This window comes from Duganella sp. SG902 (assembly GCF_013376005.1).
Lineage (GTDB): Bacteria > Pseudomonadota > Gammaproteobacteria > Burkholderiales > Burkholderiaceae_D > Rugamonas.
In genome coordinates this window covers 232871-257614 of record NZ_JABMJK010000003.1, presented here as the reverse complement: position 1 = coordinate 257614, position 24744 = coordinate 232871, and the positions used below count along the sequence as shown (strand labels likewise).

At 66.4% G+C, this 24744-nt stretch carries 22 protein-coding genes; 15 read left to right on the top strand and 7 right to left on the bottom strand.

Annotation, left to right across the window (positions count from 1 at the left end):
* Nucleotides 1–22: 22 nt before the first annotated feature.
* Nucleotides 23–1231, top strand: coding sequence for a M48 family metalloprotease (locus FHW83_RS07795; RefSeq protein ID WP_176645799.1), 1209 nt, complete (start codon nucleotides 23–25; stop codon nucleotides 1229–1231).
* On the opposite strand, the gene FHW83_RS07790 is transcribed toward FHW83_RS07795, so the two are convergent.
* Nucleotides 1228–2022, bottom strand: coding sequence for a response regulator (locus tag FHW83_RS07790; protein ID WP_176645798.1), 795 nt, complete (start codon nucleotides 2020–2022; stop codon nucleotides 1228–1230). The genes FHW83_RS07795 and FHW83_RS07790 overlap by 4 nt on opposite strands.
* Nucleotides 2023–2306: 284 nt before the next feature.
* On the opposite strand from FHW83_RS07790, the gene FHW83_RS07785 reads away from it, so the two are divergent.
* Nucleotides 2307–2804, top strand: coding sequence for a helix-turn-helix domain-containing protein (locus FHW83_RS07785; protein WP_176645797.1), 498 nt, complete (start codon nucleotides 2307–2309; stop codon nucleotides 2802–2804).
* Here FHW83_RS07785 and FHW83_RS07780 read toward each other — a convergent pair.
* From FHW83_RS07780 to FHW83_RS07770, 3 genes are read right to left on the bottom strand one after another with little or no spacing between them, the layout of a single operon-like run.
* Nucleotides 2801–3586 (bottom strand): anti-sigma factor, encoded by a 786-nt coding sequence (locus FHW83_RS07780; protein WP_176645796.1) that lies wholly within the window; start codon nucleotides 3584–3586, stop codon nucleotides 2801–2803. The genes FHW83_RS07785 and FHW83_RS07780 overlap by 4 nt on opposite strands.
* Nucleotides 3583–4086 carry an RNA polymerase sigma factor gene (locus FHW83_RS07775; protein WP_176645795.1) on the bottom strand — a complete coding sequence of 168 codons (504 nt, stop codon included), beginning with the start codon at nucleotides 4084–4086 and terminating at the stop codon, nucleotides 3583–3585. Before FHW83_RS07775 ends, FHW83_RS07780 begins: the two co-directional genes overlap by 4 nt.
* A complete protein-coding gene (locus tag FHW83_RS07770; protein WP_176645794.1) occupies nucleotides 4086–4439 on the bottom strand; it encodes a hypothetical protein in 354 nt (117 codons plus the stop codon). The genes FHW83_RS07775 and FHW83_RS07770 overlap by 1 nt, the downstream gene beginning before the upstream one ends.
* Before the next feature lie 104 nt (nucleotides 4440–4543).
* On the opposite strand from FHW83_RS07770, the gene FHW83_RS07765 reads away from it, so the two are divergent.
* From FHW83_RS07765 to FHW83_RS07735, 7 genes are all read left to right on the top strand, one after another.
* Nucleotides 4544–5047 carry a DUF4142 domain-containing protein gene (locus tag FHW83_RS07765; protein ID WP_176645793.1) on the top strand — a complete coding sequence of 168 codons (504 nt, stop codon included), beginning with the start codon at nucleotides 4544–4546 and terminating at the stop codon, nucleotides 5045–5047.
* A 164-nt stretch (nucleotides 5048–5211) separates the two neighbouring features.
* Nucleotides 5212–8049, top strand: a complete 2838-nt coding sequence (locus FHW83_RS07760) for a diguanylate cyclase (RefSeq protein ID WP_176646074.1) — start codon at nucleotides 5212–5214, stop codon at nucleotides 8047–8049.
* A gap of 3 nt (nucleotides 8050–8052) precedes the next feature.
* Entirely contained in the window at nucleotides 8053–8613 is a 561-nt protein-coding gene (locus tag FHW83_RS07755) for a DNA-3-methyladenine glycosylase I (RefSeq protein WP_176645792.1), read from the top strand.
* Nucleotides 8586–10283, top strand: coding sequence for an FAD-dependent 5-carboxymethylaminomethyl-2-thiouridine(34) oxidoreductase MnmC (gene mnmC, locus FHW83_RS07750; RefSeq protein ID WP_308936742.1), 1698 nt, complete (start codon nucleotides 8586–8588; stop codon nucleotides 10281–10283). The genes FHW83_RS07755 and mnmC overlap by 28 nt, the downstream gene beginning before the upstream one ends.
* A gap of 54 nt (nucleotides 10284–10337) precedes the next feature.
* On the top strand, nucleotides 10338–11060 hold the full coding sequence (locus tag FHW83_RS07745; RefSeq protein WP_176645791.1) for a sensor histidine kinase KdpD: 723 nt from the start codon (nucleotides 10338–10340) through the stop codon (nucleotides 11058–11060).
* A 14-nt stretch (nucleotides 11061–11074) separates the two neighbouring features.
* A complete protein-coding gene (locus FHW83_RS07740) occupies nucleotides 11075–12796 on the top strand; it encodes a tetratricopeptide repeat-containing response regulator (RefSeq protein WP_176645790.1) in 1722 nt (573 codons plus the stop codon).
* Nucleotides 12797–12939: 143 nt separating this feature from the next.
* Entirely contained in the window at nucleotides 12940–13122 is a 183-nt protein-coding gene (locus tag FHW83_RS07735) for a hypothetical protein (RefSeq protein WP_229224080.1), read from the top strand.
* A gap of 6 nt (nucleotides 13123–13128) precedes the next feature.
* On the opposite strand, the gene FHW83_RS07730 is transcribed toward FHW83_RS07735, so the two are convergent.
* Nucleotides 13129–13833, bottom strand: a complete 705-nt coding sequence (locus FHW83_RS07730) for a PhaM family polyhydroxyalkanoate granule multifunctional regulatory protein (RefSeq protein WP_229224079.1) — start codon at nucleotides 13831–13833, stop codon at nucleotides 13129–13131.
* A gap of 119 nt (nucleotides 13834–13952) precedes the next feature.
* On the opposite strand from FHW83_RS07730, the gene FHW83_RS07725 reads away from it, so the two are divergent.
* The 5 genes from FHW83_RS07725 to FHW83_RS07705 all read left to right on the top strand — a co-directional run bounded on the left by FHW83_RS07725 (nucleotide 13953) and on the right by FHW83_RS07705 (nucleotide 20906).
* Nucleotides 13953–15125 (top strand): DUF3108 domain-containing protein, encoded by a 1173-nt coding sequence (locus tag FHW83_RS07725; RefSeq protein WP_176645788.1) that lies wholly within the window; start codon nucleotides 13953–13955, stop codon nucleotides 15123–15125.
* Entirely contained in the window at nucleotides 15122–15859 is a 738-nt protein-coding gene (locus FHW83_RS07720; protein WP_176645787.1) for a DUF3108 domain-containing protein, read from the top strand. The genes FHW83_RS07725 and FHW83_RS07720 overlap by 4 nt, the downstream gene beginning before the upstream one ends.
* An 81-nt stretch (nucleotides 15860–15940) precedes the next feature.
* Nucleotides 15941–17302, top strand: a complete 1362-nt coding sequence (locus FHW83_RS07715) for a hypothetical protein (protein ID WP_176645786.1) — start codon at nucleotides 15941–15943, stop codon at nucleotides 17300–17302.
* A complete protein-coding gene (locus FHW83_RS07710; protein WP_176645785.1) occupies nucleotides 17295–18065 on the top strand; it encodes a hypothetical protein in 771 nt (256 codons plus the stop codon). The genes FHW83_RS07715 and FHW83_RS07710 overlap by 8 nt, the downstream gene beginning before the upstream one ends.
* A gap of 3 nt (nucleotides 18066–18068) precedes the next feature.
* Complete coding sequence (locus tag FHW83_RS07705; protein ID WP_176645784.1) at nucleotides 18069–20906, top strand: ATP-binding protein; 2838 nt, start codon at nucleotides 18069–18071, stop codon at nucleotides 20904–20906.
* A 20-nt stretch (nucleotides 20907–20926) separates the two neighbouring features.
* Here FHW83_RS07705 and FHW83_RS07700 read toward each other — a convergent pair whose 3' ends face one another.
* The gene (locus tag FHW83_RS07700; RefSeq protein ID WP_176645783.1) at nucleotides 20927–21433 is read right to left on the bottom strand and encodes a hypothetical protein; all 507 of its coding nucleotides are present in this window, start codon (nucleotides 21431–21433) and stop codon (nucleotides 20927–20929) included.
* 86 nt (nucleotides 21434–21519) lie between these two features.
* Entirely contained in the window at nucleotides 21520–22047 is a 528-nt protein-coding gene (locus FHW83_RS07695) for a hypothetical protein (protein WP_229224078.1), read from the bottom strand.
* A 118-nt stretch (nucleotides 22048–22165) separates the two neighbouring features.
* Between FHW83_RS07695 and FHW83_RS07690 the strand changes: the two genes are divergently transcribed.
* Nucleotides 22166–24622: a prolyl oligopeptidase family serine peptidase gene (locus FHW83_RS07690; RefSeq protein WP_176645781.1), complete on the top strand. Its 2457-nt coding sequence runs from the start codon at nucleotides 22166–22168 to the stop codon at nucleotides 24620–24622.
* Nucleotides 24623–24744 lie beyond the last annotated feature (122 nt).

Genomic DNA, 24744 nt, shown 5'->3' with positions numbered 1-24744 from the left:
ACTTTTAGCGCGCCGGAGCCGTATGAACCTGATTTACAAGAATGAGAAAACGCTGTTCGGCATCATGCTGGCGGCGTCCCTGCTGATCTGGGCGGCGCTGCTGATCGGCACGGCGGGCATGGCGCTGGTGTACCTGTTGCTGTTTTTTGTCAGCTACTGCTTCGCGCAATCGGCGCTGGTGTCCTACATCAAGGGCACGGCGGTGCAGATCACCCCGGCCCAGTTTCCCGACCTGCACCAGCGCATCGAGGCGTGCTGTCAGCGCCTGGGCCTGGCGCAGCCGCCGCAGGCCTACCTGCTGCAAATGGGCGGCGCCTTCAACGCCTTCGCCACCCGCTTCCTCGGCAGCAATTTCATCGTGCTGTATTCGGACGTGGTGGATGCGCTGGAGGAGCGTCCGGACGCCATCAATTTCTACATCGGCCACGAGCTCGGCCACATCAAGCGCAACCATCTGCGCTGGTCGGCGCTGCTGGCGCCGGCGGCGGTGCTGCCGCTGCTGGGCGCGGCCTATGCGCGCGCCCGCGAGTACACCTGCGACCGCCATGGCTTCCACGCCTGCGACGACCTCAAAAGCGCCCAGGTCGGCCTGGCCGCGCTGGCGGCCGGCGGCAAGCGCTGGCGCCAGCTGAGCGTGAGCCACTACACCGCGCAGGCGCAGCACAGCGGCGGCTTCTGGATGTCGTTCCACGAGCTGGTCGGCGACTACCCGTGGCTGGTCAAGCGCATGGCCGTGGTGCGCGGCCTGGCGCACGGCAACGAAATCACGCCGACCGGCCGCCACGGCCTGGCCTACCTGCTGGCGTTGTTCGTGCCGCGGCTGGGCGTGGGCGGCGTCGGCTCGGTGCTGGCGCTGATGGTCCTGGCCGGCGTGCTGGCGGCGGTGGCGGTGCCGGCCTACGGCGAGTACACGGCCAAGGCGCGCATGGTGCAGGCGGTCGGTGTCGGCCATGAGGCGACGGCGGCGGTGGAGCGCTATTTCTACGCCAACGGCCGCGGCCCGGCCACGCTGGAGCAGGCCGGCTACGCCATGGACGATCCCGGCCACGCGGTGCAGGACATCACGGTCGATCCCGGCAACGGCGTGGTGCGGGTCTATCCGTCCGACCTGAATTACCGCGGCAAGGCGATCGCCTTCACGCCGCGCGTGGACGAGAACAAGCGCGTGGCGTGGCAGTGCGCCGGCGAGGAGATCCCGGCCAAGGTGCTGCCGGCCGAGTGCCGCGACTAGCCGTGCTTCTTGTGGTGGATGGCCTGCCGGTAGGCGGTTGGCGTCACCCCCATGCGCTCGCGGAAGGCGGTGGCGAAGTTGCCGGCGTTGTTGAAGCCGATCAGCAGGGCGATGTCCTGCACGTCGATATCGGTGTCGCGCAACAGTTCCTCGCCGCGGCGGATGCGTTCCTCGCGGATGAAGCCAAACACCGTCATCCCGGTCTGCTCGCGGAACACCTGCGACAGCTTCTCGCGGTAGGTGCCGACGCTGCGCGCGATCTCGGCCAGCCCCGGCAGCGCGGCCAGGTTGTCGCTGATCAGGCGCTTGACGGCGTTCACCAGCACCGCGTCCGGTTCGCTCTCGGCCTCCAGCTGTTGTTCATCCTCGGGCGCGCTGGCCGGCGCCTGCTGCTGGCGCCGCGCCAGGTTCAGGTGCACCTGGATGCGCGCCGCCAGCTCGCCCGGCGAGAACGGCTTGGAGACGTAGTCGACGCCGCCGATCGACAGGCCGAGGATGCGGTCGTCGTCGGCATCGGCGCCGCTGAGGAAAATCACCGGGATATCCTGGGTGACCGGGTTGGCCTTGAGCAGGCGGCAGGCGGTGTAGCCGTCCATGTTCGGCATGCGCACGTCGAGCAGGATCAGGTCCGGCCGGTTGGCCAGCGCCAGTTGGTAGCCCTGCAGGCCGTTGAAGGCCACCGAGACCTTGTAGGGCAGTTCGCTCAGCAAATCCGCCAGCATGCGCTGCTCAAACGCGGAGTCATCCACGATGAGGATCTTGGAACGGCTGCTTTCAAGGGTGGTCGGCATGGCGCCCCCGAACGGTTGATAAAGTTTTATCACTTCCTGTTGCGTATTATGCCTATCTTTTGAATATTTTTGATAGTTTTCTACGCTTGCAAAATAGTTGTCGCTTCTGCCAAAAGCATGTTTTTTTTAAATCCTCAATAATGAAAGCGACCATTGAACAACAGGGTGGTTGATGGAGAGTTTCCAGCGGTAAATTTTGTCATATTTTACGTTCGTGATCGCATTACCTCGAAGTCGCACCCGTGTGCGACCCGCGCTGAAGAAACCATAGAGGAGGAGTTGAAATGAAACATACCGACTTTGGCAGCATGCCATGCCCGATCGCTCGCAGCCTGGGGAAAGTAGGCGAGTGGTGGAGCATCCTGATCCTGCGTGACGCCTTCTACGGCCTGACGCGCTTTGACGAATTCGAGAAGAGCCTGAAGATCGCGCCGAACATGCTGACGCGCCGCCTGGCCGGGCTGGTCGAGGGCGGGCTGATGGAGCGGCGCCAGTACAGCGCCCGTCCGCCGCGCTACGAGTATGTGCTGACCAAGGCCGGGCGCGACTTCAAGCCGGTGCTGCTGGCCTTCGTGGCGTGGGGCAACGAGCACCTGGCGCCGGAAGGGGCCAGCCTGCTGGTGGTGAGCCGCGAGACCGGCAAGCCGGCCGATCAGGTGTTGGTGGATGCCAACAGCGGCCTGGCCATCAACGACGAGGACTATATGTTCGCGCCCGGCCCGGCCGCCACCGAGGGCATGCGCTCGCGCCTGATCCAGATCAACCAATCGGCGCGCGCCTAGCCGCCGGCCGGGTCCAGCTGGGCGTAGACGGCGTCGGCCACGGCGGCCAGCGCCGCCTTGTCCAGCGTGCCCGACAGCGCATAGCCGAAGCGGCCGTCGATCCAGTAGAACACCGCGACCTGGCCTTCCTGCGCGAAGCGGAAGCCGGTGTCGTGGCCGTGCTGTTGTTCGGTCGAGACGTACAGCGTCAGGCGGGCGCCGCCGGCGTTTCGGTACATTAGCTGCGCGACCGGGCCGCTCTGGCCCGGCAGCAATCTTCCCCCCTCGAGTTCCCAGCCCAGCGTGCCCAGTCGCGGCGCCTTGAGCTGCGCGCCCAGCCGTTTCGACAACCAGGCCACCAGATGCGCCTGCTGGTCGGCCCCGACCTCCACCGGATGCCGCACTTCCGGCGTGTAGACCGCGTGCGCCAGCGCCGCGCGGCCGGGCAGGGCGGCGGCCGCCTGCAGGGCCGGATTGGCCGCCGGGGCGACGGCGCCGTGCAGCCACCAGCCGGCCGCGCCGCCGGCCAGCGTCAGCGCCAGCATGGCCGCCAGGCGCGGCAACTGCCCATGCGTCCATGGCGCCAATGAAGGCGGACGGCGCGCCAGTGCCGGCGGCAGCGGCTCGTCCAGCACCGGATTGAACAGCGCGCGCAGGCTGGCGTTCTGGGCGCGGTAGGCCTGCAGGCGTTCGGCTTCGGCCGGGAATTGCCGCAGGTAGGCGTCCACCGCCGCGCGGCGCGCCGGCGCCAGGCGGCCGTCGACCCAGGCTTGCAGTTCGGCTTCGGTTACGGGGGCGGTCATTTGATCACTTTCAGCGGCGAGGGCAGCGGCTGGCCCTCCATCAGCAAGCGCAGGCGTTCACGCCCGCGCGACAGGCGCGACATCACGGTGCCGGGCGGGATGCGCAGCACGGCCGCCACCTCCTCATAGCTCAGCTCATCCAGCGCCACCAGCAACAGCACCTCGCGCTGCTCGGGCGGCAGCAGGCGCAGCGCGGTATCGAGGTCGCGCAGGACCAGCCGGCCTGCGGCCGCGTCGGCGGCCGGCGCCGGCAGCGTGTCGTCCAGCGCGACGGCGGGCGGCGGCGCGCGGCGCAAGTGGTCGGCATGCAGGTTGTGCATGATGCCAAACAGCCAGGCGCGCATGTCGCCGCCCTGCCGCCACGAGGACAGCTTGTCCCAGCCGCGCGCCACGGTGTCCTGCACCAGGTCGTCGGCGTCGGCGCCCGCGCCCAGCAGCGCGTGCGCATAGCGGCGCAGGCGCGGTATGCAGTCGAGCAGGCGCTGGCCGTCCGCCTGCATCAGTCTTTGACCACGTGCCAGACTTCCTTGACGTTGTCGCCGTTGCGGTCGCCCGGCTTGACGTCCTTCTTGAACAGGTACAGCGGCTTGCCCTGGTAGGCCAGCTGCTTGCCGCCGTCGTCGCGCGTGATGACCGAGTACGGTGCCGCCACGTTGGCCGGTGGCGTCACCGCCGGCCAGTTCTCGATGCAGGGGCCGTTGCAGGCGCTCTTGCCGCTGTTGGCGACGTCCTTGTCGAAGGTGTACACGGTCATGCCGGCGGCGTTGACCAGCACGCCGTCCTTTTTCATGACGTCGTCGGCGTGGACGGCGCCGGCCAGCAGCAGGGCGCTCAGGGTGAGGGCGTGTTTCATGGCAAGTCTCCTATGTTGGGTGAAGGTATTGCGTATACGTAAGGTGCGGCCGCTTTATTCCATCCTCCTTAAAATAAATTTCACATCGATCAAGGAGACCTGCCATGAACCTGAAAATCTGCGGCGCCGTGCTGGCGCTGGCGGCTGCCAATGCATCTTACGCCCAGTCCCTGAACAAGGGCGACCAGCAAATCCTGAACGACCTGGCGCAAGCCAATATGGCGGAGGTGGCGACCGGCCAGCTGGCGCTGCAAAAATCGCAATCGGCCGACGTCAAGAAGTTCGCCCAGCAGATGGTGGATGACCACACCAAGGGCCTGCAGGCGGTGCAGGACGTGGCCAAGGCCAAGAATGTCACGCTGCCCAGCGAGCCGGACGCCAAGCACAAGAAGATGGCCGACCACCTCAACTCGCTGTCGGGCGCGGCCTTCGACAAGGCCTACCTGGAAAACGCCGGGGTGAAGGATCACAAGGAAGCGCACGCCAAGGTGGTCGGGGCGCAGAAGCAGGCCACCGATCCCCAGGTCAAGGCCTTGGCCGCGCAGCTGCAGCCCACCATCGACCAGCATTTGCAAACCGTGCAAGGTTTAACTTCCAGCAAGCAATAATCCGTGTCGCTTCCATCAAACTAGTTTCCATGTGGAACCAAAAAGGCTTTGATATCAGGCACTTAAAGGGGCGCCGAAGGCGTGCCTGCAAACTGTGGAATAATGCGGTAGCGGCGCAACGGCGCGCCGCCGCGACACAGTAGAGGAAAGTCATTTTGGTGGACATGTTTGCGCCCGACGAAGAGCTGGCGCACTGGGACTCAGTATTGCAGGAAGCGCAAGGCGCGGAGCGGCTTCCGGCGCTGACGGCGCTCGCCTGGCATCTGCGCCAGCGTGACCCGGCGCGCGCCGCGCAACTGTCCGCCGAGATCGTGCCGCTGCTGGCGTCGCTCCCCGCCGCCGAAGTGACCCTGCTGCGCGCCCGCCTGCAACTGATCGCCGCCGAGCCGGAATGGCTGCGCGGCGAGTTGGACGCCGCCCAATATCACCTTGAACAAGCCTTGCTGCTGTGCGAGCAGGCCGCGCCGGCATTGCCGGCGACGGCGGCGGCCTGCCGCGCGGACGCCTGCTGGACCTTGGCCTGGGTTTCCAACGACCGTGGCGCCAGCGCCGCCGGCGACAGCTGGCTGCGTCAGGCCGCCGCCGCCGCCCGCGCGGCCGCCGATCCGGTGCGCATCGACGTGATCGACGCCGCCTCCGGCATCTGCGACGCCTTCGGCGACTGGCAGGCGGCGCAGCAGCGCTGGAACGGCCGCTTCGACGCCGAACTGGCCGGCGTGGCGCCGATCGCGGCCGGCTGGATCAGCGACTTCTTCGGCACCTGCGCGTTCCAGCGCAGCGAATATGGCCGCGCCATCGGCCACCTGATGCTGAGCTTTGAAACCGCGCTGGCCACCGGCCAGATCCGCCGCGCCATCATCGTCGCCACCAACATCGGCAATGGCTTCACCAGCCTCAACGCGCACGAGGCGGCGCTGGAGTGGATGCAGCGCGGGCTCGATCTCGCGCGCCCGACCGGCTGGCCGCTGAGCATCGGCATGTGTTTGATGCAGACCGCCGAAACGCTGCGCCAGCTGGGCCAGCGCGACGCCGCGCAAAGCCTGCTGCGCGAGGCGCTCGGCACCTTGTCGCCGCTGTCCGGATCGCGCGCCTACGCGGTGGCGCTGGAATACCAAGGCGACCTGGCGCTGGACCTCGGCAACCACGCGGCGGCGCTGGACAGCTTCACCCGCCTGGCCGCGCGCGGCGACGCCTTGCGCCAGAACGATTTCCAGAGCAGCGCGCGGCGCGGCCAGGCGCACGCGTTGTCGCACCTGGCGCGTCCCGCTGACGCGCTGGCCGCCGCGCAAGCCGCGCTGGCGCTGGCGCGCGACCATGGCGATGCGTCGAGCCAGATCGCCGCGCTCAACGTGCTGGCCGACATCCACGCGCGCCACGAGCTGCCGGGCCCCGCGCTGATGATGGCGCCCAACGCCGTGCTGCACTACCTGCAGCTGGCGCTGGAGATCGCCGCCACCATCGAAGGCTACGCCGTGCCCGGCACGCTGCTCGACGCCGCCGCGCGCGAGTATGCGGCGATCGGCGACTACGAGCGCGCCTACACCATCTCGCAGCGCGCCAACGCCGCGCGCGACCAGACGCACAGCAAGGAAGCCACCAACCGCGCCATCGCCATGCAGGTGCAGTATCAGACCGAGCGCGCGCAGACCGAGGGCGAACATCATCGCCAGCTGGCGGCCGCCGAGGCGCAGCGCGCCGAGGTGCTGCAACAGACCAGCGCCACGCTGGAGCATCTGAGCGCGATCGGGCAGGAGATCACCGCGCACCTGGACGCGGCGGCGGTGTTCCGCGCGCTGGACCGCCACGTGCACGGCCTGCTCGACGCGACCCACTTCTCGATCTTCCTGCTGGAGCCGGACGGCGAAACGCTGGTGTGCACCTTCGGCATCGAGGCGGGCAAGCCGGTGCCGTCGATCCGCATTCCGCTGTCGTCGCCGAGCGCCAATTCGGCGCGCTGCGTGCGCGAGCGGCGCGAGATCCTGATCGAGCTGGATGAGCAGGGCGTGACGCCGCACCTGATTCCCGGCACGCTGCCGACATTGAGCCTGCTGTTCGCGCCGCTGCGCGTGGGCGAGCGCGTGCTGGGCGCGATGACGGTGCAGTCGCTGCGCGCGCATTCGTATGGCGAGCGTGAACGCCTGATCTTCCGCACGCTGTGCGCCTACGGCGCCATCGCGCTCGACAACGCGCGCGCCTACCGGCAGGTGGCGGCCACGCAGCAACAGCTGCTGGAAAAGAACCTGGAACTGGAACAGGCCTACAAGGCGCTGGAGGAGGTCAGCCTGACCGACCAGCTGACCGGCCTGCGCAACCGCCGCTTCTTCCTGCAGAACGTCGACGCCGACGTGGCCATGAGCTTGCGCGGCTACGAGACCGGCCAGCACCGCGAGCTGACCGAATGCGACCTGCAGGCGCCGAACGATCTGGTGTTCTTCATGGTGGACCTGGACCACTTCAAGGAAGTGAACGACCGCTATGGCCACGCCGCCGGCGACTCGATCCTGGTGCAGATGCAGGAGCGCTTGCGCGAGGTGTTCCGCGAGTCGGATTATGTGATCCGCTGGGGCGGCGAGGAATTCCTGGTGCTGGCGCGCGCCACCCATCGCGATGAAGCGCCAGGCCTGGCGGAGCGCATGCGCCGCGCCGTGGCCGAGCGTGACTTTGCCTTGCCGGACGGCGCGCGCCTGTCGAAGACCTGTTCGATCGGCTTCGCGTGCTTCCCGTTCCTGCCGGACCAACCGCGCCTGCTGTCATGGTCGCAGGTGGTGGAGCTGGCGGACCAGGGCCTGTACATCGCCAAGCGCTCCGGCCGCAATGCCTGGGCGGCCCTGTACAGCACCGGGAGCACGCGCGCGGAAGGCGTCTTCCCGCGCCTGATGCGGCAGCTGGATCGGGCGGTGACGGATGGCGAGGTGCGCCTGGTCAGCAATCTGGGCGGGCCGTTGGTGCTGGGCGGCGAGCGTCGCCGCGTGGGTTTGTCGAGCGATCTGGAACTGGGCTAATTCATGGAAAAGAAACGCTGCGGCTGGGCCAATCCGGCCAATCCGCTGTATCTTGCATATCACGACACGGAGTGGGGCGTGCCTTGCCACGACGAGCGCCGTTTGTTCGAGATGCTGAACCTGGAGGGCGCGCAGGCTGGCCTGAGCTGGGAGACTATCCTCAACAAGCGCGAGAACTATCGCGCGGCGTTCGACCAGTGGGACGCGAAGAAAATCGCGGCCTATGGCCCGGACAAGGTGGCGGAGCTGCTGGCCAATCCCGGCATCGTGCGCAATCGGCTGAAAGTGGCGGCGGCCATCACCAATGCGCAGGCGTATTTGCGGCTGGTGGAAAGCGGCGGCAGCCTGGATAAGCTGCTGTGGTCCTACGTCGGCGGCAAGCCGCTGGTGAGCGGCAAGGGGCCGCGTCCGGCCAAGACCGAATTGTCGGACCGGATTTCCAAGGATCTGGCCAAGCTGGGATTCAAGTTTGTCGGTTCGACGATTATTTACGCGTACATGCAGGGCATCGGCATGGTGGATGACCATGCGCCGGATTGTTTTTGCAGGAAGGCGCGCAAGTGATGATGCGGGTGGTGCTCGACACGCGGTTTAGTGGCGAGCGGTTTGCGGCGGCGCGCGCGCAACGCGGGCGTTTGCACTACATCGCGGTGGCCGCTGCGCTGCCGCCGCCACCTGAAGGCATGCAGGCCTTGTGGCCGCTGAATGTGCCGGGCTTTCATCGCGTGATCGTGAATGATGAGGTCACGCTGGATTTGCTGGTGGGCGCGCTGGACGCGCTCCTGCCGCAGATCACGGCGCGGGTGAATGAGTTCCATCTCGATGCCGCGGTGACGCCCGCCATGGCGCGCACGCTGGCGAAGCTTGCCTTGCAGGGAGCCGTGCTCCACGCGCGCGCGCCAGATGAGGCGCTGGTATGGGCGCTTACCGCCGCCGGCTTCGCGTGCCGCATCGCGCCTTCCTCCAGCGCCGGCGACACGGCGGGCGGCGCGCCGGATATCGCGGCGGTTTATCGCAGCCTCCGGCCCCGGCCTCCGGCGCAGGCGGAGCCGGTGCGGCGCGCGGTGGTGATTGGCGCCGGGCTGGCCGGATCGTCGGCCGCGCATCGCCTGTGCGCGCGCGGCTGGCAGGTCACGCTGGTCGAGCGCCACGCGCGGCCGGCGCAGGAGGCGTCCGGCAATCTGGCCGGCATTTTCATGCCGCTGCTGTCCAAGGACGACAATATCCCCACGCGCCTGAGCCGCGCAGCTTACCTGTTCGCTTTGCGCGAGTGGCGTCGCCTTGGCGGCGTCGGACGCGCTTTCGAAGGCGCCGATTGCGGCGTGCTGCAACTGGCGCGCGACCAGCGTCACGCGCTCGTCCAGCAAGAAGCACTGACGACATGGAACTACCCCTTGGAATACGCCCGCTGGGCCGACGCGCAGGAAGCCAGCGCCCTGATCGGCGCGGCCACGCCGCACGGCGGCTGGTTGTTCGAACAAGGCGGCTGGGCGCGGCCATCGTCGTTGTGCGAAGCGATGCTGGACGCCTGCGGTGAGCGCTTGCAACGCGTGTTCTGCGCCGAGGCGCTGTCCCTGCGGCGTGTCGATGGCGAATGGCAGGTGCGCGGCGCGGACGGTGTGCTCATCGCGCAGGCGCCGACCGTCATCCTCGCCAGTGGCGCCGGCGCCGGCCAGCTTGAACAGGCCAACGAACTGCCGCTGTTCAAACTGCGCGGACAGGTCACCCACCTGGCGGCGGAAACGCGTCCGCCCATGCTGCCGCTGGTGGTCTGCCGAGAGGCCTACGTGACCCCGCCGTCGAACGGCATCGTCTGCGCCGGCGCCACCTACGACAATGACGACGACCCGGGCCTGCGCGCCAGCAGCCAGCAGGAAAACCTCGCCCGCCTGGCCGAAATCATCCCCGGTGAAGAGGTGGCCGCGCTTGCGCGCACGGCGCCGCTGGCCGGGCGCGTGGGCTTCCGCTGCGCCGCGCCGGACCGCCTGCCGCTGGCCGGTGCCTTGCCTGACTACCCCAACGCCGGCCGCCTCGAATTCCTGTCCGACGTGCCGCGGCACGAAGGGCTGCACTGCCTGCTGGGCTACGCCTCCCGGGGCCTGATCTGGGCGCCCCTGATGGCGGAACTGCTGGTGGCCCAACTGGAACACACACCACCGCCCCTGGAAGCCCAACTGGTGGACGCCCTCGACCCCGGCCGCTTCCTGCTCAAACAGCGCCGCCGCAGTCAATAACGGCTATAATCAGCCCACAACAACCATCCCGTGCCGCCGTTGGAGAACCCCGCAATGGATGAACAAGAAGCGCCGCAGCATGAAGGCTCGCCGGAGCTGTTCATGTTCCTGGCATCGACCGTGCATGACATGAAGAACTCGATCAGCGTCCTCAGTGGCACGCTGGAGAACCTGCTCGCCGCCCATCCATCCAACGGCGATCCCGAATACGACCAGATGGCGCACATGCTGTACCAGACCAAGCGCCTCAACGATAACCTGATCCAGCTGCTGGCCCTCTACAAGGACGTCGGCAAACCCGGCTACCCGTTCGATCCCGCTCCGCGCAGCGTGCAGGAACTGGTGGAACAGGTCTCCGGCCAGGCCCGCATGCTGCTGCAGTCGCGCGGCATCACGCTGGACGTCGACTACCCGCGGAACGCCATCTGGACGCTGGACGAGGACCTCGTGATTGGGGTGCTGGTCCACGCCATCAACAACGCCATCCGCTACACGCGCGACCGCGTGCGCCTCGCCATCAGCATCGACGGCGACTACCTTGAGCTGCGCGTCGAGGACAACGGCAGCGGCTTCCCGGCGTCGCTGCTGGAGGCCGGCGTCAGCGCCATGGATCCGCAGCGCGCGCGCATCGACTTCCTCAACAACAGCAGTGGCCTCGGACTGTACTTCTCCAGCGAGGTGGCGAAGATGCACAAGCACCGCCAGCGCAGCGGTAGTATCGCGCTGCAAAACGGCGGCACGCTGGGCGGCGGCTGTTTCGTGCTGCGCCTGCCTTGAACATGAGTGACCTCATGAACACCTCTCCGAATCCCGCCGAAAGCGGCATCGACTGGGCGGAAAAGCGCTACCTGATCATCGACGATTTCGTCGGCATCCGCCAGCTGCTGCGCGAATCGCTGCGCAACCTCGGCGCCAAGCATATCGACCAGGCGTCGAGTGGCGGCGAAGCCATGGTGCTGCTGTCGAAAACCCGCTACGACGTGGTGCTGTGCGATTACAACCTGGGCGATGGCAAGAACGGCCAGCAGGTGCTGGAGGAGGCGCGCATCCGCAACCTGATGCTGCCGTCCAGCGTGTGGCTGATGGTCTCCGCCGAGAAGAGCGTGGAGTCGGTGATGGGCGCGGCCGAGCATCAGCCGGACGCGTACATCATCAAGCCGATCACCGAGGGCGTGCTGCTCACGCGTCTGAACCGCGTGTGGCTGCGCAAGCAGGTGTTCCGCGAGATCGACCAGGCCTTCGCCGACAAGGATTACCTGCGCGCGGCCAAGCTGTGCGAAGAGCAGATCGCTCATCATCCGCTGCACGCGATCGACCTGCAGCGCATGAAGGCCACGCTGCTGCTCAAGAGCGGCGACCCCGATCGCGCGGGCCTGGTGTACGAGGACGTGCTGCAGGAGCGCGAGTACAATTGGGCGCGCTGCGGCCTCGGGAAAATCCGCATGGCCAATGGCGATCTCGATTCCGCCCGCATGATGTTCCAGGCCGTGATCGCCGACAACCGCTTCTACATCGACGCCTTCGACCAGCTGGCGGAATCGTTCCAGCAGCAGGGCAAGACCGAGGAAGCGTTCGACGTGCTGCAAAAGGCCGCCAAGCTGTCGCCCAATTCCGTGCCGCGCCAGCGCGCGCTGGGCACCACGGCGCTCAAGCTGGGGAATATCCCGGTGGCGGAAAAGGCCTTCCGCAAGTGCATCGAGATTGGCGAATTCTCGGTGCGTAAAACGGTGGACGCCTACCTTGGCCTTGCGCGCGTGTGCGGCCAGAAGAACGACACCAAGGAGGCCATCCGCCTGCTGAACGCGGCGGTCCATCAATTCGGCGGCGACCAGGTCACGCTGCGCGCCAAGATCACCGAGGGGCTGGTGTATCACGAGAGCGGCGATTTCCGCCGCGCGCGCAAATCCGGCGATGAGCTGGAGGCCATGCTGGCCGACGAGAACCGCCAGCGCCCCGACACCGAATCCTGCCTCGACATGGCGACCCTGCTGTTCGCGGTGGGCGTCAAGGAGGCGCCGGTCAACCTGCTGTGCTACGTCACCCGCAACAATCACGACAACGCGCCGCTGCTGGACGACGTGCAGAAGATCTTCGAAAAAGCGCGCATGGCCGAGGAGGGCGAGGAGTTGATCAAGGCCGCCCGCCAGGAGGCGGCGGACCTGATGAACAAGGGCGTGCTGCTGTGGAAGACCGGCAAGCTCGCCGAGGCGGTGGCGTGGATGCGCGACGCCCGCAAGCAGCTGCCGCACAATATGCGCATCCTGTTCAATTCGGCGCAGATCCTGATCTCCCATTTGCAGGAGAACGGCTACGACCGCGCACTGGCCGACGAAGCCATTTCGGTGCTGATGCACGTCGACGCCATCGCTCCGGGACAGCAGCGCTTCGCCCAGTTGATGGAGCAACTGGCGCTGCTGGCGCCCGTATCCGGCGTGGTGGCCGCGGCGGCGGCCAGCGAGTACGAGGCGGCCAATGGCCCGGTGCCGGAATCGACCCGCTTCACGAGCAACTGAGCAGCGACTGAGCAGCAACCAACCGTCCGCGCCACGCAACAGCGTGCTTGTTTCAGTCCCGTCAAATGATTACACTGGTTTGAGACGGGGCCAAATAAAGGGCAAAACCTATGCGCGATATCGCCAGGGAAGTGTATAAGAAAATGAAAGTGGGGAGTGTGGCCTGGATTCGTCCGGTGGCCGCCAAGGGAGATACCCTGGACAGTTTCCAGGCCGCGCACGACAGCGCCAGGCTGCTCGAAGAGGAAGGCCTGATCGATATCGAGAAAGTGCAGCGTCAGGCCGACGGCTTGATCGACGCCATCCGCATCCAGCGGCTGGCGTAATCCATCCTACTTATCCCCAGCCGGCTTGGCCGCTGGCTTGGCGGCGGGTTTTTTCGCGGCGGGTTTTTTTGCGGGTGGCTTTTTCACCGCCGCCGGCGCTTGCCCCGGCGTGGCGCCCGATGCGGCTTCCGGCCTGGTGGCCGCGGGCTTCGCGCCGGCGCCCGCGGCGGCCGCGGCGAACTTCACGGCGGCGTCGGTCATCATCGATTCGGACGCCATGGCGGTCGACACGGCCTGCTTGAACTGTTCCTGCAGCAGATTCCACCAGGCGTTCGGCTGGCCGCTGCCCGCGCCCAACGGCGGCGCCTTGGGCTCTTCCGCCTTCGCTTCCGGCTCCGGCTGCGCCTTGGCCTCCGGTTCCGGCGTTGCCTGTGCCTTGTCCGCTTCCCGCGCGTGGTGGAAGAACGCCGAGGCGTAAGGATTGGCGTCGAAGATCGACTTGTCGTTCACGCCGGTGTTGACGGCCGAGGCCAGGCTGGCGCCCACCGACTTGAGGGTGGCGATGGTGCCGCGCTGGACCTCCAGCGCCTGTATGCTCCCGCGCAGCATGCTCATATTCAGATTGAGCCAGCTCTCAACGGCTTTCAGGTCGTTGATTTTCTTGTCCAGCTCTTCCACCGACAGGGTGGGGGCGGTCAGGCCCGGCACGCTCATGCTGCCCCACAGGTTTTTTACGAAATCCAGCGTGTCGTTCATTGGGTTGTGCGCCATGTGGTTCTCCTGTGGGATGAGCGTTTAGCGTAGCAGATATTTGTTTGTCATTCAAAAGGTTTTGACAACATTTCTGCGCGATTCAGCTGATCTTGGCGATCCCGTTTAAACTAGCGGCCATGACCGATCCTTCCTTCCTGGCCCGACACCGGCGCGTACTGGTTTTGTGTGCCGCCACTGTGGCGCTGCACTATGCCGCCATCGACTGGGTGGGAGGTCGCCTGAGCGCGCAGACGCATCGGCCGTCGGAGCTGCCGCCGTCCCTGATGACGGCGCAGCTGCGCCTGGCCTTGCCCAAGCGGGTCGAGAGCAAGCCGGTGGAGGAGGTGGCGCCGCTGGCGGCGCCGCGCAAACCGGCGGCACGCGGCAAGCCCGTGGTGCAGCCGGTGGCCGACGCGGGGCCGAGCGTGGCGCAGGCCACGGCGGTGGTGGCCGAGGCGGCGCAGCTGGGCGATCTGGCGGTGCAGGCCGCACCCGGCGCGGCCGAGGCGGCGGGAGCGGCCGGCGCCGAGCAGGCCGGGGCCGCGCAGGCGCAGACCGGGACGCCGCCGCCGGCGGTGGCGCAGGGCGAAACGCCGGCCGCCGTGGTGCCGGACGCCGCGCCGCGCCCGGCCGGGCGCCGCTACAAGGTCAACCTGCCGCCATCGGCCAGCTTCGACATGACGGTCGAGCGGGTCGACGCCGACGGCACCAAATGGACGGGCGCCGCGACCATGACGTGGCATACTGACGGCAGCCGTTACAAGGCGTCGGTGGAGGCGGGCGTGAGCCTGCTGATCACGCGACTGAATTTGCTGGTGCTGCGCAGCGAGGGCGAGATCGACGACTACGGCATCGCCCCGGTCACGGTCACCGAAAAACGCGCGCGCCGCGCCGAAACCGCGACCCATTTCAATCGCGACGCCGGCACCATCACCTTCTCCGCGTCGGAGCGCAGCTATCCGTTGCTGGTGGGGGCGCAGGACAAGGCCACGGTGCCGTTCCAGCTGGGCGGCATCGGCCGCGCCGACGTGAACCAGTTCGGCGGCGACATCGACATCCAGGTGGGGGAGGAGAAGGAAGCCACCATCTTCCGCTTCCAGCTGGTGGGCGAGGAGGAAATCGACACCAAAAACGGCAAGGTCGTGACCTGGCATTTGAGCCGGCCGCCCAAGCCGGGCAGCTATTCGTCGAAACTGGATATCTGGCTGGCGCCGGGCCTGAACTGGTATCCGGTCCAGATACGCAACACGGAGGCGAACGGCGCGCTGACCACGCAAACCGTCTCCAATATGAAGATGACAGACAAATGAAAAACATCAGTACCCTTTGCGCAGCGCTGCTGCTTGCCGCTTCCGCTTATGCGGCCGACGAGCATCCGAGCGTCAAGCGCCCGACCAATCCGCCGCCATCGGCGGACCTGAGCTACAACCTGAAGATCAAGCAAAGCGGCCTGTCGCTGAACGGCGTGGCCACCGTGCAGTGGCGCGCCGGCGACGGCAAGTACTCCATCGCCACCGAAAGCCGCGCCTCCATCTTCGGCAAGATCGTGGAAAACCGCAGCGAGGGCCTGGTCGACGATTACGGCCTGGCGCCGCTCACCTTCCACGAGAAGCGCATCCGCAAGGAACCCTACACCACCAGTTTCAAGCGCGACGCCAAAACCATTGCGTTTACTGAAAGCGACCTCACTTACCCGATCCTGGGGGGCGAGCAGGATCGCAGCAGCGCCCAGTGGCAGCTGGCCGCCATCGCGCGCGCCGCGCCGGACAAGTTCAAGCCGGGCAGCGAATGGCATCTGTTCGTGGCCGGCCGCCGCGACGCCGAGCCGTGGAGCTTCAAGGTGCTCAAGACCGAGACCGTGGAAATCGGCTCCGGCGAGATCAGCGCGGTCCACCTGAGCAAGGCGCCGCCGCCGGACGCCAAGGGCCAGCAGGTCGACCTGTGGCTGGCGCCGTCGCTGGACTGGTATCCGGTGCGCGTGCGCTTCAACGACCCGGATGGCGACTTTGTCGACCAGGTACTGGAAAAGGCCGTGAAGAAGTAGGCTCCTGCTATACTGACGCCCCCGCGATAACCGGAATTGTTTGTAAAAAATACAATAGCGGGGACCACAGAATGGCAAAGAATGATTGAACCTACAACTAGTGAAGCCGCACAGGAGCAGCAGGAACCCGACAGCCTGCAGGCCCACTTCCAGCCGCACATATCCGCCGACGAGATCGAGCAGGTCTACCACCTGAAGCGCGCGCAGCCGCTGCTGCAGGTGTTCACGGCCCTGTTCCACGGCGGTTTCGACGGCGTGCTGGTGCGCCTGCTGGTGCTGCGCGAGCTGGCCGGCGACACCTCGTCCACCAGCTTCACCCGCGCCGACATCAACACGCGCCTCGGCTACCTGCTGCCGGAATCGCTGGAGACGGCGGTGCTGCGCCTGCGCTCCAACCAGCTGCTGGCCTGGGATGCCCAGCAAGCCGTGTACCGCGTCACGCCGATGGCGCGCAACGTGCTGTCGGCCATTGACGCGCTGCTGGCGCTCGGCCGCGAAGAAGAAGACAACGCCGAAATGGGCTTCCTGCTGTCGCAGGTGGCCGGCGCCCAGGTGATGGGCGGCGTCACCGTCGACCAGCTGAATCACCTGCTGGGCCGCCTGGTGGAGTTGACCGAGGAATTCTCGGACGCCATCGCCTCCGGTTCGGAATTCCGCCTGCGCGCCTCGCAGGCCAAGTGGCACATGGCGTGCGACTGGGTGGAGAAGGGCTCGGAAATCCTGCGCGCCATCACCACCGACGAAAACGCCGACAGCGCCACGCACAAGGCGGCGCAGGCCATCGGCCGCGCGCAATCGGCGCTGCTGAACATGCAGGGCATGTTCTCGCGCGCCCTCAATCAGATCGAGCGCCAGCGCGTGCACCTGGGCCAGTCCGGCCTGTCCACCACGGACATCAAGCGCTGGCTGCTGGAGCATGAAGACCTGGCCTCTCTGGCCACGGACGCGATCGACCAGCCGGTGGTCCCGCTGTTCATCACGCCTGCGGAAATGATCGACGTAGCAGAAACCGAATTAATGGCAGACCGTGTAAACACCATCGTATCCAACGGCCTGCCGACCGGCCAGGACGCACCGACCACCATCAGCGAAGGCCCCGCCATGCAGCAGGAGCTGGACGACTGGCTGGCGCGCCTGTCCGACTTCGCGGCGCTGGGCAACTTCCCGAGCATCGCCGAAGAAGCGCCGAAATCGATCCAGGCGCACGAATCGCTGCTGCCGGCGACGTTTGCCGTGGCCTCGTACCGCGCCTCGCTGCTGCCGCTGCTGGGCGACGCCGATGAGGCGCGCCTGCAGGGCGCCACCGCCGAACTGGCGCGCCTGCCGGTCAAGTTCTCGCCGCAAGATGAAATGGTGCAGCTGCCCGACCTGGAGGTGGCCGCCATGTCCCTAGCCTCCCTCTCACTGTCTTTGAATCCGGAAGGCGACAAGTCTGATGAATGACGATTCCCAAATTCTGATCGCGCGCCTGCTGGCCCACCAAACCCTGCGCCGCGACGATAAACTGGTCAAGCGTGTGCTGTCGGACGAACAGTTCCGCACCGAGGTGGACGCGCGCCTGCTGGCCGTCGGCCTCAAGCTGCTCGATAACGTGTACGCCGACCATGTGACGCTGGCCCTGCACCGCAATATCGAGCCGAAGATTTTCGGCGCCAAGGACGTCTGGCAGAACAATAACTTCGGCCTGTCGCGCGACGGCGTGGCGCTGCTGGTGGTGCTGTGGGCGCAGATCATCCTGCCCAAGCGCGAACGCCAGGAGACCCACCAGCACGCGGAGGACAACCAGAACGATATGTTCGGCGTCGAAAAGCCGCTGCCGCGCGCGGAAGATACCTCCATCGGCATCGCCTACAAGGCGCTGCTGGCCGACTTCGGCGATAAGCTGGGCAAGAAGACCCGTCTCGACATGAACCTCGGCATCCTGTCCAAGCTGGGCTTCATCGAGCGCCGCGGCGACGTGATCGTCGAGGGTCCGCTGCTCGACCTGCTGATGGATACCGACCTGCTGAAAGAGCGCATCGTCAATGGCGCGCTGGCCGACGTGTTCAAGCGCTCGCCGCCGACCATGATCGCGGTGCCGCGCAGCGAGCCGCCGATCGCCGTCGATACGCCGGCCGAAGCAGCCAACGACGACGAAGAAATCCTGCCCGCCTTCGAAGCGCCGCCGCCGGCGCCCATCGACGCAGACACTCCAGCCAAGGACTAAGCCATGTTTCACATTAAATCGCTAGAACTGGTCCACTGGGATTACTGGCAACGCATCAAGAACATCCCGCTGGACGCCAAGATCATCACCATCGCGGGCCAGAACGGCTCCGGCAAGACCACCTTGCTGGACGCGCTGCGCACGCTGTTCGGCCTTGATTGTTCGATGGGCCGCACCTACAAGCACTACGCGCGCCACAGCGGCCAGCAGACCGCCTGGCTGCGCGCCGTGGTGGACAACAAGCCGATGGGCCGACAGCTGTCGAATCGCCCATTCCGCAGCTCCGGCTTCTTTGCAGAAGACGAGGTCACGCTGTTCTGCCAGATCCAGAAGAACGGCGGCGACTGGAAGCGCCAATACCTTATGCGTCCCGGTAACGTGCAGATCGAGGAGATCGGCGAAGTCGGCAACGACTGGCTGGGCGTGGAGAACTACCGCAAGCGCCTGGCGAACGCCGGCCTGTCGCCGGCCATGGCCAAGGTGCTGGCGCTGGAGCAGGGCGAAACCGACAAGCTGTGCGAATATGCACCGCGCCAGTTGCTGGACCTGGTGTTCCAGGTGTTCGGCGACAAGGAGGTGCTGGACGCCTACGACGAGGCCAAGCGCCACCAGCGCGACACCGAGACGGAACTGAAACGCTTCGAAGCGGAGCTGGAAGCCTCCAGGATCAACCTGGAAGGCCTGCGCCTGCGCGTGGCCAATTACCACCAGTGGGAGGACCTGAACAAGGAGCGCCGCAACCTGCAGGAGGAGGTGCTGCCGTCGCTGGAGTATCACGAGGCGCGCGAAAAACACGCCAACATCAGCCGCCAGCTGCGCGAAGCGCGCAAGCCGCTGCTGCAGGCCGACGCGCAGTTGGCCGACAAGCGCGCCATGCTGGCCGCGCAGGCCAAGGCGCTGTCGGATGCGCAGGCTCACGAAACGGTGCTTGAGCAGGAATCGACCGCGCTGCAATCGCGCCTGACGCAGATCAACTCCAAACTCAAGCCGCTGGAAAGCCTGCTGGAGCAAAAGGCGCGTCTGGAGAAGCTGGCGGCCGATTCCGGCGCGGACCTGGCCGAAGTGGCCAAGACGCTGCAGGAAAAGGAAATCGAGCTGGCGCGCGTGCGCACCGCGCGCGACGCCGTGGCGTCGAAGATCGCCGGCGAGCTGTCGACCATCTCCGCGCTGCAGGGCAAGACCGCCATGCCGGAGCCGGAAGCGCAGCGCGCCATGCGCAAGGTGCTGAACGACGCCGGCATCGGCCACGCCATGCTGTCGGATATCGTGGAAGTCACCGATCCGAAATGGCAGGGCGCGATCGAGGGCGTGCTGTCGGGTTATGCCTCGGTGGTGCTGCTGGATAAATCGTCCGACGCGTCGGCCGCCTACCGCCTGGCGGAGAAGGAGCGCTATCGCCACTTCATCGTGCCGGACCTGGTGCATGCGCCGACCGTCAAGGACGACTCGCTGATGTCGGTGGTGAAGTTCTCGGCCAAGGTGCCGGCATGGCTGGTGGATCAGCTGTCGCGCATCACCCGCGTGGACAGCGTGGACCAGGGCGCCAAGCTGGGTAGCCACGAAGAGTGGATCACGCCGGAAGCCTACCACCGCGAACGCCGTGGCGGCCGCTCGCTGTTCGTGGAAGCCTCGCGCTACCGCTTCGGCTCCGCCGGCCGCACGCAGCGTATGGAAGCGATTCAGAAATCGCTGCCGGCGCTGGAGGCGCAGGAGGATCAACTGACGCTGCAGGTGTCCAAGCTGGCCACCGAAATCAGCTCGCTGAAAACCCGCCTGGCCGGGGTGGACGCGGCCAAGGAACTGGCCGCGCGCGCGGAGGAGTTCGACGACGCGGCGCGCAACGCCGTGCCGCTGCGCGCCGAACGCACCGAGGTTGGCGCGCGCCTGGGCGAGCTGCAAAACCTGATCAAGACCGCCGTGGTGACGCGCACGCGCGCGGACACCACCTGGCAGAACGCGCGCTTCGCCTTGTCGGAAGCGGAAGCGGGCATGCGCCTGAATCACAAGCGCCAACTGGAGCAGCGCGCCGACCACGCCAAGGCCTTGCTGGCCTTGCGCAAGGCATGGCGCCACCTGCCGCAAGGCTGGCGCCGTCCCGCGCGCCGCGCCGCGCTGGTCAAGGAACACCAGAACGCGCACCAGGTCACGCTGCGCGTGCACAGCCTGGAGGCCAGCCTGGCGCGCAGCGACTGGGAGCTGGACGCCACCGTGATCGACCAGTACCAGCGCCTGAACGACCAGCTGCATGCGCGCCAGTCGGAAACCGAGGAGCGCCGCTACCAGAACAACCGCGCCATCGAGGCGACCGGCAATGCGCGCGGCGCCTACATGGAGCGTCTGCGCTACACCATCAAGACCTACGCGGCCAACATCAAGGAGCTGGGCCAGCTGGCCGGCATCGAGGTGACGGCCGATCCGGTGCGGCTGGAGAACGACGACGTGCAACTGGCGCAAGCCGGCCTGCACGTGCGCTTCAAGTTCGACGGCAAGGGCGTGATCGGCATGAACGACGGTGAAGCGTCGGGCGGCCAGCAGGTGATGAAATCGCTGGTGCTGCTGATTGGTTTGTTGAAATCGGAAGATGGTTCCGGCGGCTTCGTGTTCATCGACGAACCGTTTGCCCACCTGGATATCCGCAACATCCAGCTGGTCGGCGAGTTCCTGAAGAACACCGACGCCCAGTACCTGATGACGACGCCGCTGACCCACAACACCGACGTCTACGATCCATCGGAGCTGACGCTGATCACCAGCAAAAAGAAAAAGGACACGGAATGGGCGCAACCTATCTTCGTGCTCCAGCGCCGCAAGCAGGACGAGAAGGAAAAGGCCGCGGCTTAATCAGCTAGTCAGTTGGCCAATTAATTGGCCAGCAGTTGATCCAGTTGTTGCGCGAGGAGGGCCGCGGTATCGCGGCCCTTTGCTTTCTGCACCGCCTCCACGTAGGGATCGCGCAGCTGGCGCAGTTCATCCACCGAGCCAGCCTTTTCCACCTTCAACTGCAAGGTGAAGCCGCGCAGGCCCATGGTGCTCTTGATGGTCTTGTTATAGAAATCGTAAACCGACTGGAATTGCCGCACCTGGTCGGACGGCTGCGGGATCGGCGGCGCGGCTTCGGGCGCCGGCTCAGGCTCAGGCTCCGGCAGCGACGCATAACTGGTGGCCAGCACGATATACCCCTGCGCCAGCAGCTCCTGCAAGGCGCTTTCCGTCAGGCCCAGCCCCGCCACGTTGCGCAGCAGTTCTTCCTCCGGCCTGTGGCCATCCACCAACACCAACAAGGCACGCAAGCGCGACGCAAGCTGGAACTTGCGGGTCGCAATCTCCTCCCTGCCCTTGGCGGTCTTGTCGTAAATCGAGGTGTTCATAGCAGTGCAATCTTGTTGCCGTGCGGATAGATTCAGGATACCACCAAATCAGCCGCGCACGGCACGCTTAAGATAGCACTGTCGCTTTATTTGATGTCGAAAATGTCAATCGGACGCGGTACGGGTTTTTGCGTACGGCGCCACTCGATCAGGCGCCAGGAGTACAGGCCGTAGAAGCCGCCCAGCAGGCCAAACAGCCAGGACGAAATCGGATTGCCCAGGAAATCGGGATCGAGCGCCACGCCGTTGTGCATGTGCAGATACGCCTCGAACAGGCGGTAGATCAGGCGGCTGACGAACAACATGATGACCAACAGGCCAAGCTTGCGGTCCTGGGTATAGAAAAAGCCCTCGGGACGGTTCTCCAGGCGGCTGCGCTTCATGCTTTGCTGGCCGAGCAAGGCGCCCACCAGCACGCCGGCCAGCAGCGCCGCCAGCGCCACCCAGTTACCGAGGATCTTCACGGCCACCGCCAGCACCATCACCGTCATCACCGCCAGCGTGGCGTAGTGGCGCCACAACTCGGACTTGGTGCGGCCAAGTACGACCTTCAGGCGCGAATAAATGCGCCAGACCGCCAGCGGCACCAGCAGCAACAATACGAGTGTGGTCATTTCCATAATCTGTCCGAATGCGAAAGCTTAAAACAGTGATTGTACGGCACTGATTGACAATCACGATCGGCATAAGCAAACTGGGCTTTAGCAGCCCGTTCGGATCGAAAGGATCTCCATGAACAAACCATTATCTGTGCTGCCCCTGAATTTAGGCCTGATGGCCGCCTCGCCGCAAGCCGGCGCCCAGCAGGGCGGTTACCGCCTGCCGCCCGCCGCCTTGCAGGCCATCGTCGATGCGCCGCGCGCCCCGGCCCTGAGCCTGAGCCCCCAACGCAACCTGGTCGCCGTGGTGCAAACGCCGCCGCTGCCCGGCATCGCCGAAGTGGCGCAGCCGGAATTGAAACTGGCCGGCCTGCGCATCAACCCGCGCACCTGTTCCTCCTCGCGCTTCTCGTTCGGCACCGACTTGTCCCTGCTGGACGTGGGCACGCGCAAGGAGAGCCGCCTGCGCGGCTTGCCGCGCGGCCTGCGGCTGGCGGACCTGAGCTGGTCGCCGGACCAGCGCCACCTCGCTTTCACACACGTGGCGCTGCAGGGGGAGCGCGGGTCGGTGGAGCTGTGGGTGTTGGATATCGCCGAACGCAAGGCGCGCAAGCTGTCGCCGCAGCCCTTGTCGACGGTGCTCACGCGCGGCTTCAACTGGCTGCCGGACAGCAGCGGGCTGCTGGTGCACTGGCGCCCGGCCGGCATCGGCAAGCCGCCGGTGGCCAGCGGCATTCCATCCGGTCCGATAGAACAGGACAGCACCTCGGACGGCCATGTGCGCCAGCTGCGCACCTATCAGGACCTGTTGAAGAACGAGGAGGACGCGCGCCTGTTCGAGTACTACATCACGGTGCAGATGGCCATCGTCGACCTGCAGGGCAAAACGCGGCTGCTTGGCGCGCCTGGCCAGTTCTCGCGCACCTCGATCGCCCCCAGCGGCGAGTACCTGCTCACACAAAGCATCACGCGGCCTTATTCCTACATCGTGCCGGCCTCCAGCTTCGGTGAAAAGCTGGAGGTGCGCGACCTGCACGGCGAGGTGCTGCACACGGTGGCGGATCTGCCGCTGGAGGAGGGCCTGCCGCCGGGGAATGACGCTGTGTCCCAAGGCGTGCGGCATGTGTCGTGGCGCGCCGACGCGCCGGCCAGCCTGGTGTGGGCCGAGGCGCAGGATGGCGGCGACCCGGCGCGCGAGGTGATCGACGGCATCCGCGACCTGGTGCTGATGCACGCGGCGCCGTTCCGTGAACCGCCGCTGGTGCTGGCGCGCCTGACCATGCGCTACGCCGGCATCGCGTGGGGCCGCGACGATGTGGCGCTGATCAACGAGCGGTGGCACAAGACGCGCGATTATAAGCAGTGGATGATCGCGCCCGGCCATTTGTCCACGCCGCCGGAGCTGGTCATCGCCGGCTCCTACGAGGACCGCTACAACAGCCCGGGCTCGCCGGTGATGCGCGCGGACGCGAATGGTTTCCCGCGCCTGTTGATCGGTCCCGGCACCACCGTGCTGCTGGACGGCGCGGGCGCCACGCCGGAAGGCGACCGGCCATTCATCGACCGTTTGAGCCTGACCACGCGCCAGAAGGAGCGCCTGTTCCAGAGCGCCGCGCCGTATTTTGAGAACGTGGCGGCGGTGCTCAACGACGACGGCACGCTGCTGCTCACCACGCGCGAGTCGCCCACCGAGCGGCCCAACTACTATCTGCGCGACCTGACCAAGCCGGAAGGCGAGCAGTTGACGGCGCTGACCAACTATCCGCATCCCACGCCGCAGCTGCGCGATGTGGTGAAGGAGCAGATCCGCTATCCGCGCAACGATGGCGTGGAGCTGACCGCCACGCTGATGCTGCCGCCCGGTTACGACGCCGCGCGCGACGGGCCGTTGCCGATGCTGATGTGGGCCTATCCGCAGGAGTTCAAGTCGGCCGGCGCGGCCAGCCAGACCACCGGTTCGCCGTATCGCTTCAACGCGGTCAGTTACTGGGGGCCGGCGGTGTTTCTGGCGATGGGCTACGCGGTGCTGGACAATCCATCGTTCCCTATCGTCGGCAGCGGCGACGAGGAGCCGAACGACACCTATCTGCCGCAGCTGGTGGCGTCGGCCGAAGCGGCGGTGGACGAGGTGGTGCGGCGCGGCGTGGCGGACCGTCACCGGATCGCCATCGGCGGCCATTCGTATGGCGCCTTCATGACCGGCAACCTGCTGGCGCATACGCGTTTGTTCCGCGCCGGGATCGCGCGCAGCGGCGCTTACAACCGCACGCTGACGCCGTTCGGCTTCCAGTCGGAGGAGCGGCCGTACTGGCAGGCGCCGCAGGTTTACCAGGCGATGTCGCCGTTTAATTACGCCGACAAGATCAAGGACGCGCTGCTGTTGATCCATGGCGCGGAGGACAGCAACTCCGGCACCTTCCCGCTGCAGAGCGAGCGCATGTTCCAGGCCATCAAAGGCCTGGGCGGCACGGCGCGGCTGGTGATGCTCCCGAACGAATCGCACGCCTACCGCGCGCGCGAATCGATCATGCAGATGCTGTACGAAACCAACGCCTGGCTGGAGAAATACGTGAAACACGCAACGGCGTAGAATGGGGGCGGTATTCCCCGCCAGGAGTGACGATCATGAAATGTTTTCACCGCGCCCCCGATCCCGTCGTGCCCGTGGACGATCCCGCGCCGCCGAATGTGCCGCATCCGGCGCCGCAGGAT

Bases quoted from the DNA above. Each gene is read 5' to 3' on its own strand.
- FHW83_RS07700 (WP_176645783.1), bottom strand. From the start codon at position 21,433: ATGAACACCTCGATTTACGACAAGACCGCCAAGGGCAGGGAGGAGATT.
- FHW83_RS07745 (WP_176645791.1), top strand. From the start codon at position 10,338: ATGGATGAACAAGAAGCGCCGCAGCATGAAGGCTCGCCGGAGCTGTTC.
- FHW83_RS07770 (WP_176645794.1), bottom strand. From the start codon at position 4,439: ATGAAACACGCCCTCACCCTGAGCGCCCTGCTGCTGGCCGGCGCCGTC.
- FHW83_RS07720 (WP_176645787.1), top strand. From the start codon at position 15,122: ATGAAAAACATCAGTACCCTTTGCGCAGCGCTGCTGCTTGCCGCTTCC.
- FHW83_RS07705 (WP_176645784.1), top strand. From the start codon at position 18,069: ATGTTTCACATTAAATCGCTAGAACTGGTCCACTGGGATTACTGGCAA.
- FHW83_RS07795 (WP_176645799.1), top strand. From the start codon at position 23: ATGAACCTGATTTACAAGAATGAGAAAACGCTGTTCGGCATCATGCTG.
- FHW83_RS07740 (WP_176645790.1), top strand. From the start codon at position 11,075: ATGAACACCTCTCCGAATCCCGCCGAAAGCGGCATCGACTGGGCGGAA.
- FHW83_RS07690 (WP_176645781.1), top strand. From the start codon at position 22,166: ATGAACAAACCATTATCTGTGCTGCCCCTGAATTTAGGCCTGATGGCC.
- FHW83_RS07765 (WP_176645793.1), top strand. From the start codon at position 4,544: ATGAACCTGAAAATCTGCGGCGCCGTGCTGGCGCTGGCGGCTGCCAAT.
- FHW83_RS07780 (WP_176645796.1), bottom strand. From the start codon at position 3,586: ATGACCGCCCCCGTAACCGAAGCCGAACTGCAAGCCTGGGTCGACGGC.
- FHW83_RS07760 (WP_176646074.1), top strand. From the start codon at position 5,212: ATGTTTGCGCCCGACGAAGAGCTGGCGCACTGGGACTCAGTATTGCAG.
- FHW83_RS07755 (WP_176645792.1), top strand. From the start codon at position 8,053: ATGGAAAAGAAACGCTGCGGCTGGGCCAATCCGGCCAATCCGCTGTAT.
- FHW83_RS07735 (WP_229224080.1), top strand. From the start codon at position 12,940: ATGAAAGTGGGGAGTGTGGCCTGGATTCGTCCGGTGGCCGCCAAGGGA.
- FHW83_RS07730 (WP_229224079.1), bottom strand. From the start codon at position 13,833: ATGGCGCACAACCCAATGAACGACACGCTGGATTTCGTAAAAAACCTG.
- FHW83_RS07695 (WP_229224078.1), bottom strand. From the start codon at position 22,047: ATGACCACACTCGTATTGTTGCTGCTGGTGCCGCTGGCGGTCTGGCGC.
- FHW83_RS07715 (WP_176645786.1), top strand. From the start codon at position 15,941: ATGATTGAACCTACAACTAGTGAAGCCGCACAGGAGCAGCAGGAACCC.
- FHW83_RS07790 (WP_176645798.1), bottom strand. From the start codon at position 2,022: ATGCCGACCACCCTTGAAAGCAGCCGTTCCAAGATCCTCATCGTGGAT.
- FHW83_RS07785 (WP_176645797.1), top strand. From the start codon at position 2,307: ATGAAACATACCGACTTTGGCAGCATGCCATGCCCGATCGCTCGCAGC.
- FHW83_RS07775 (WP_176645795.1), bottom strand. From the start codon at position 4,086: ATGCAGGCGGACGGCCAGCGCCTGCTCGACTGCATACCGCGCCTGCGC.
- FHW83_RS07710 (WP_176645785.1), top strand. From the start codon at position 17,295: ATGAATGACGATTCCCAAATTCTGATCGCGCGCCTGCTGGCCCACCAA.
- FHW83_RS07725 (WP_176645788.1), top strand. From the start codon at position 13,953: ATGACCGATCCTTCCTTCCTGGCCCGACACCGGCGCGTACTGGTTTTG.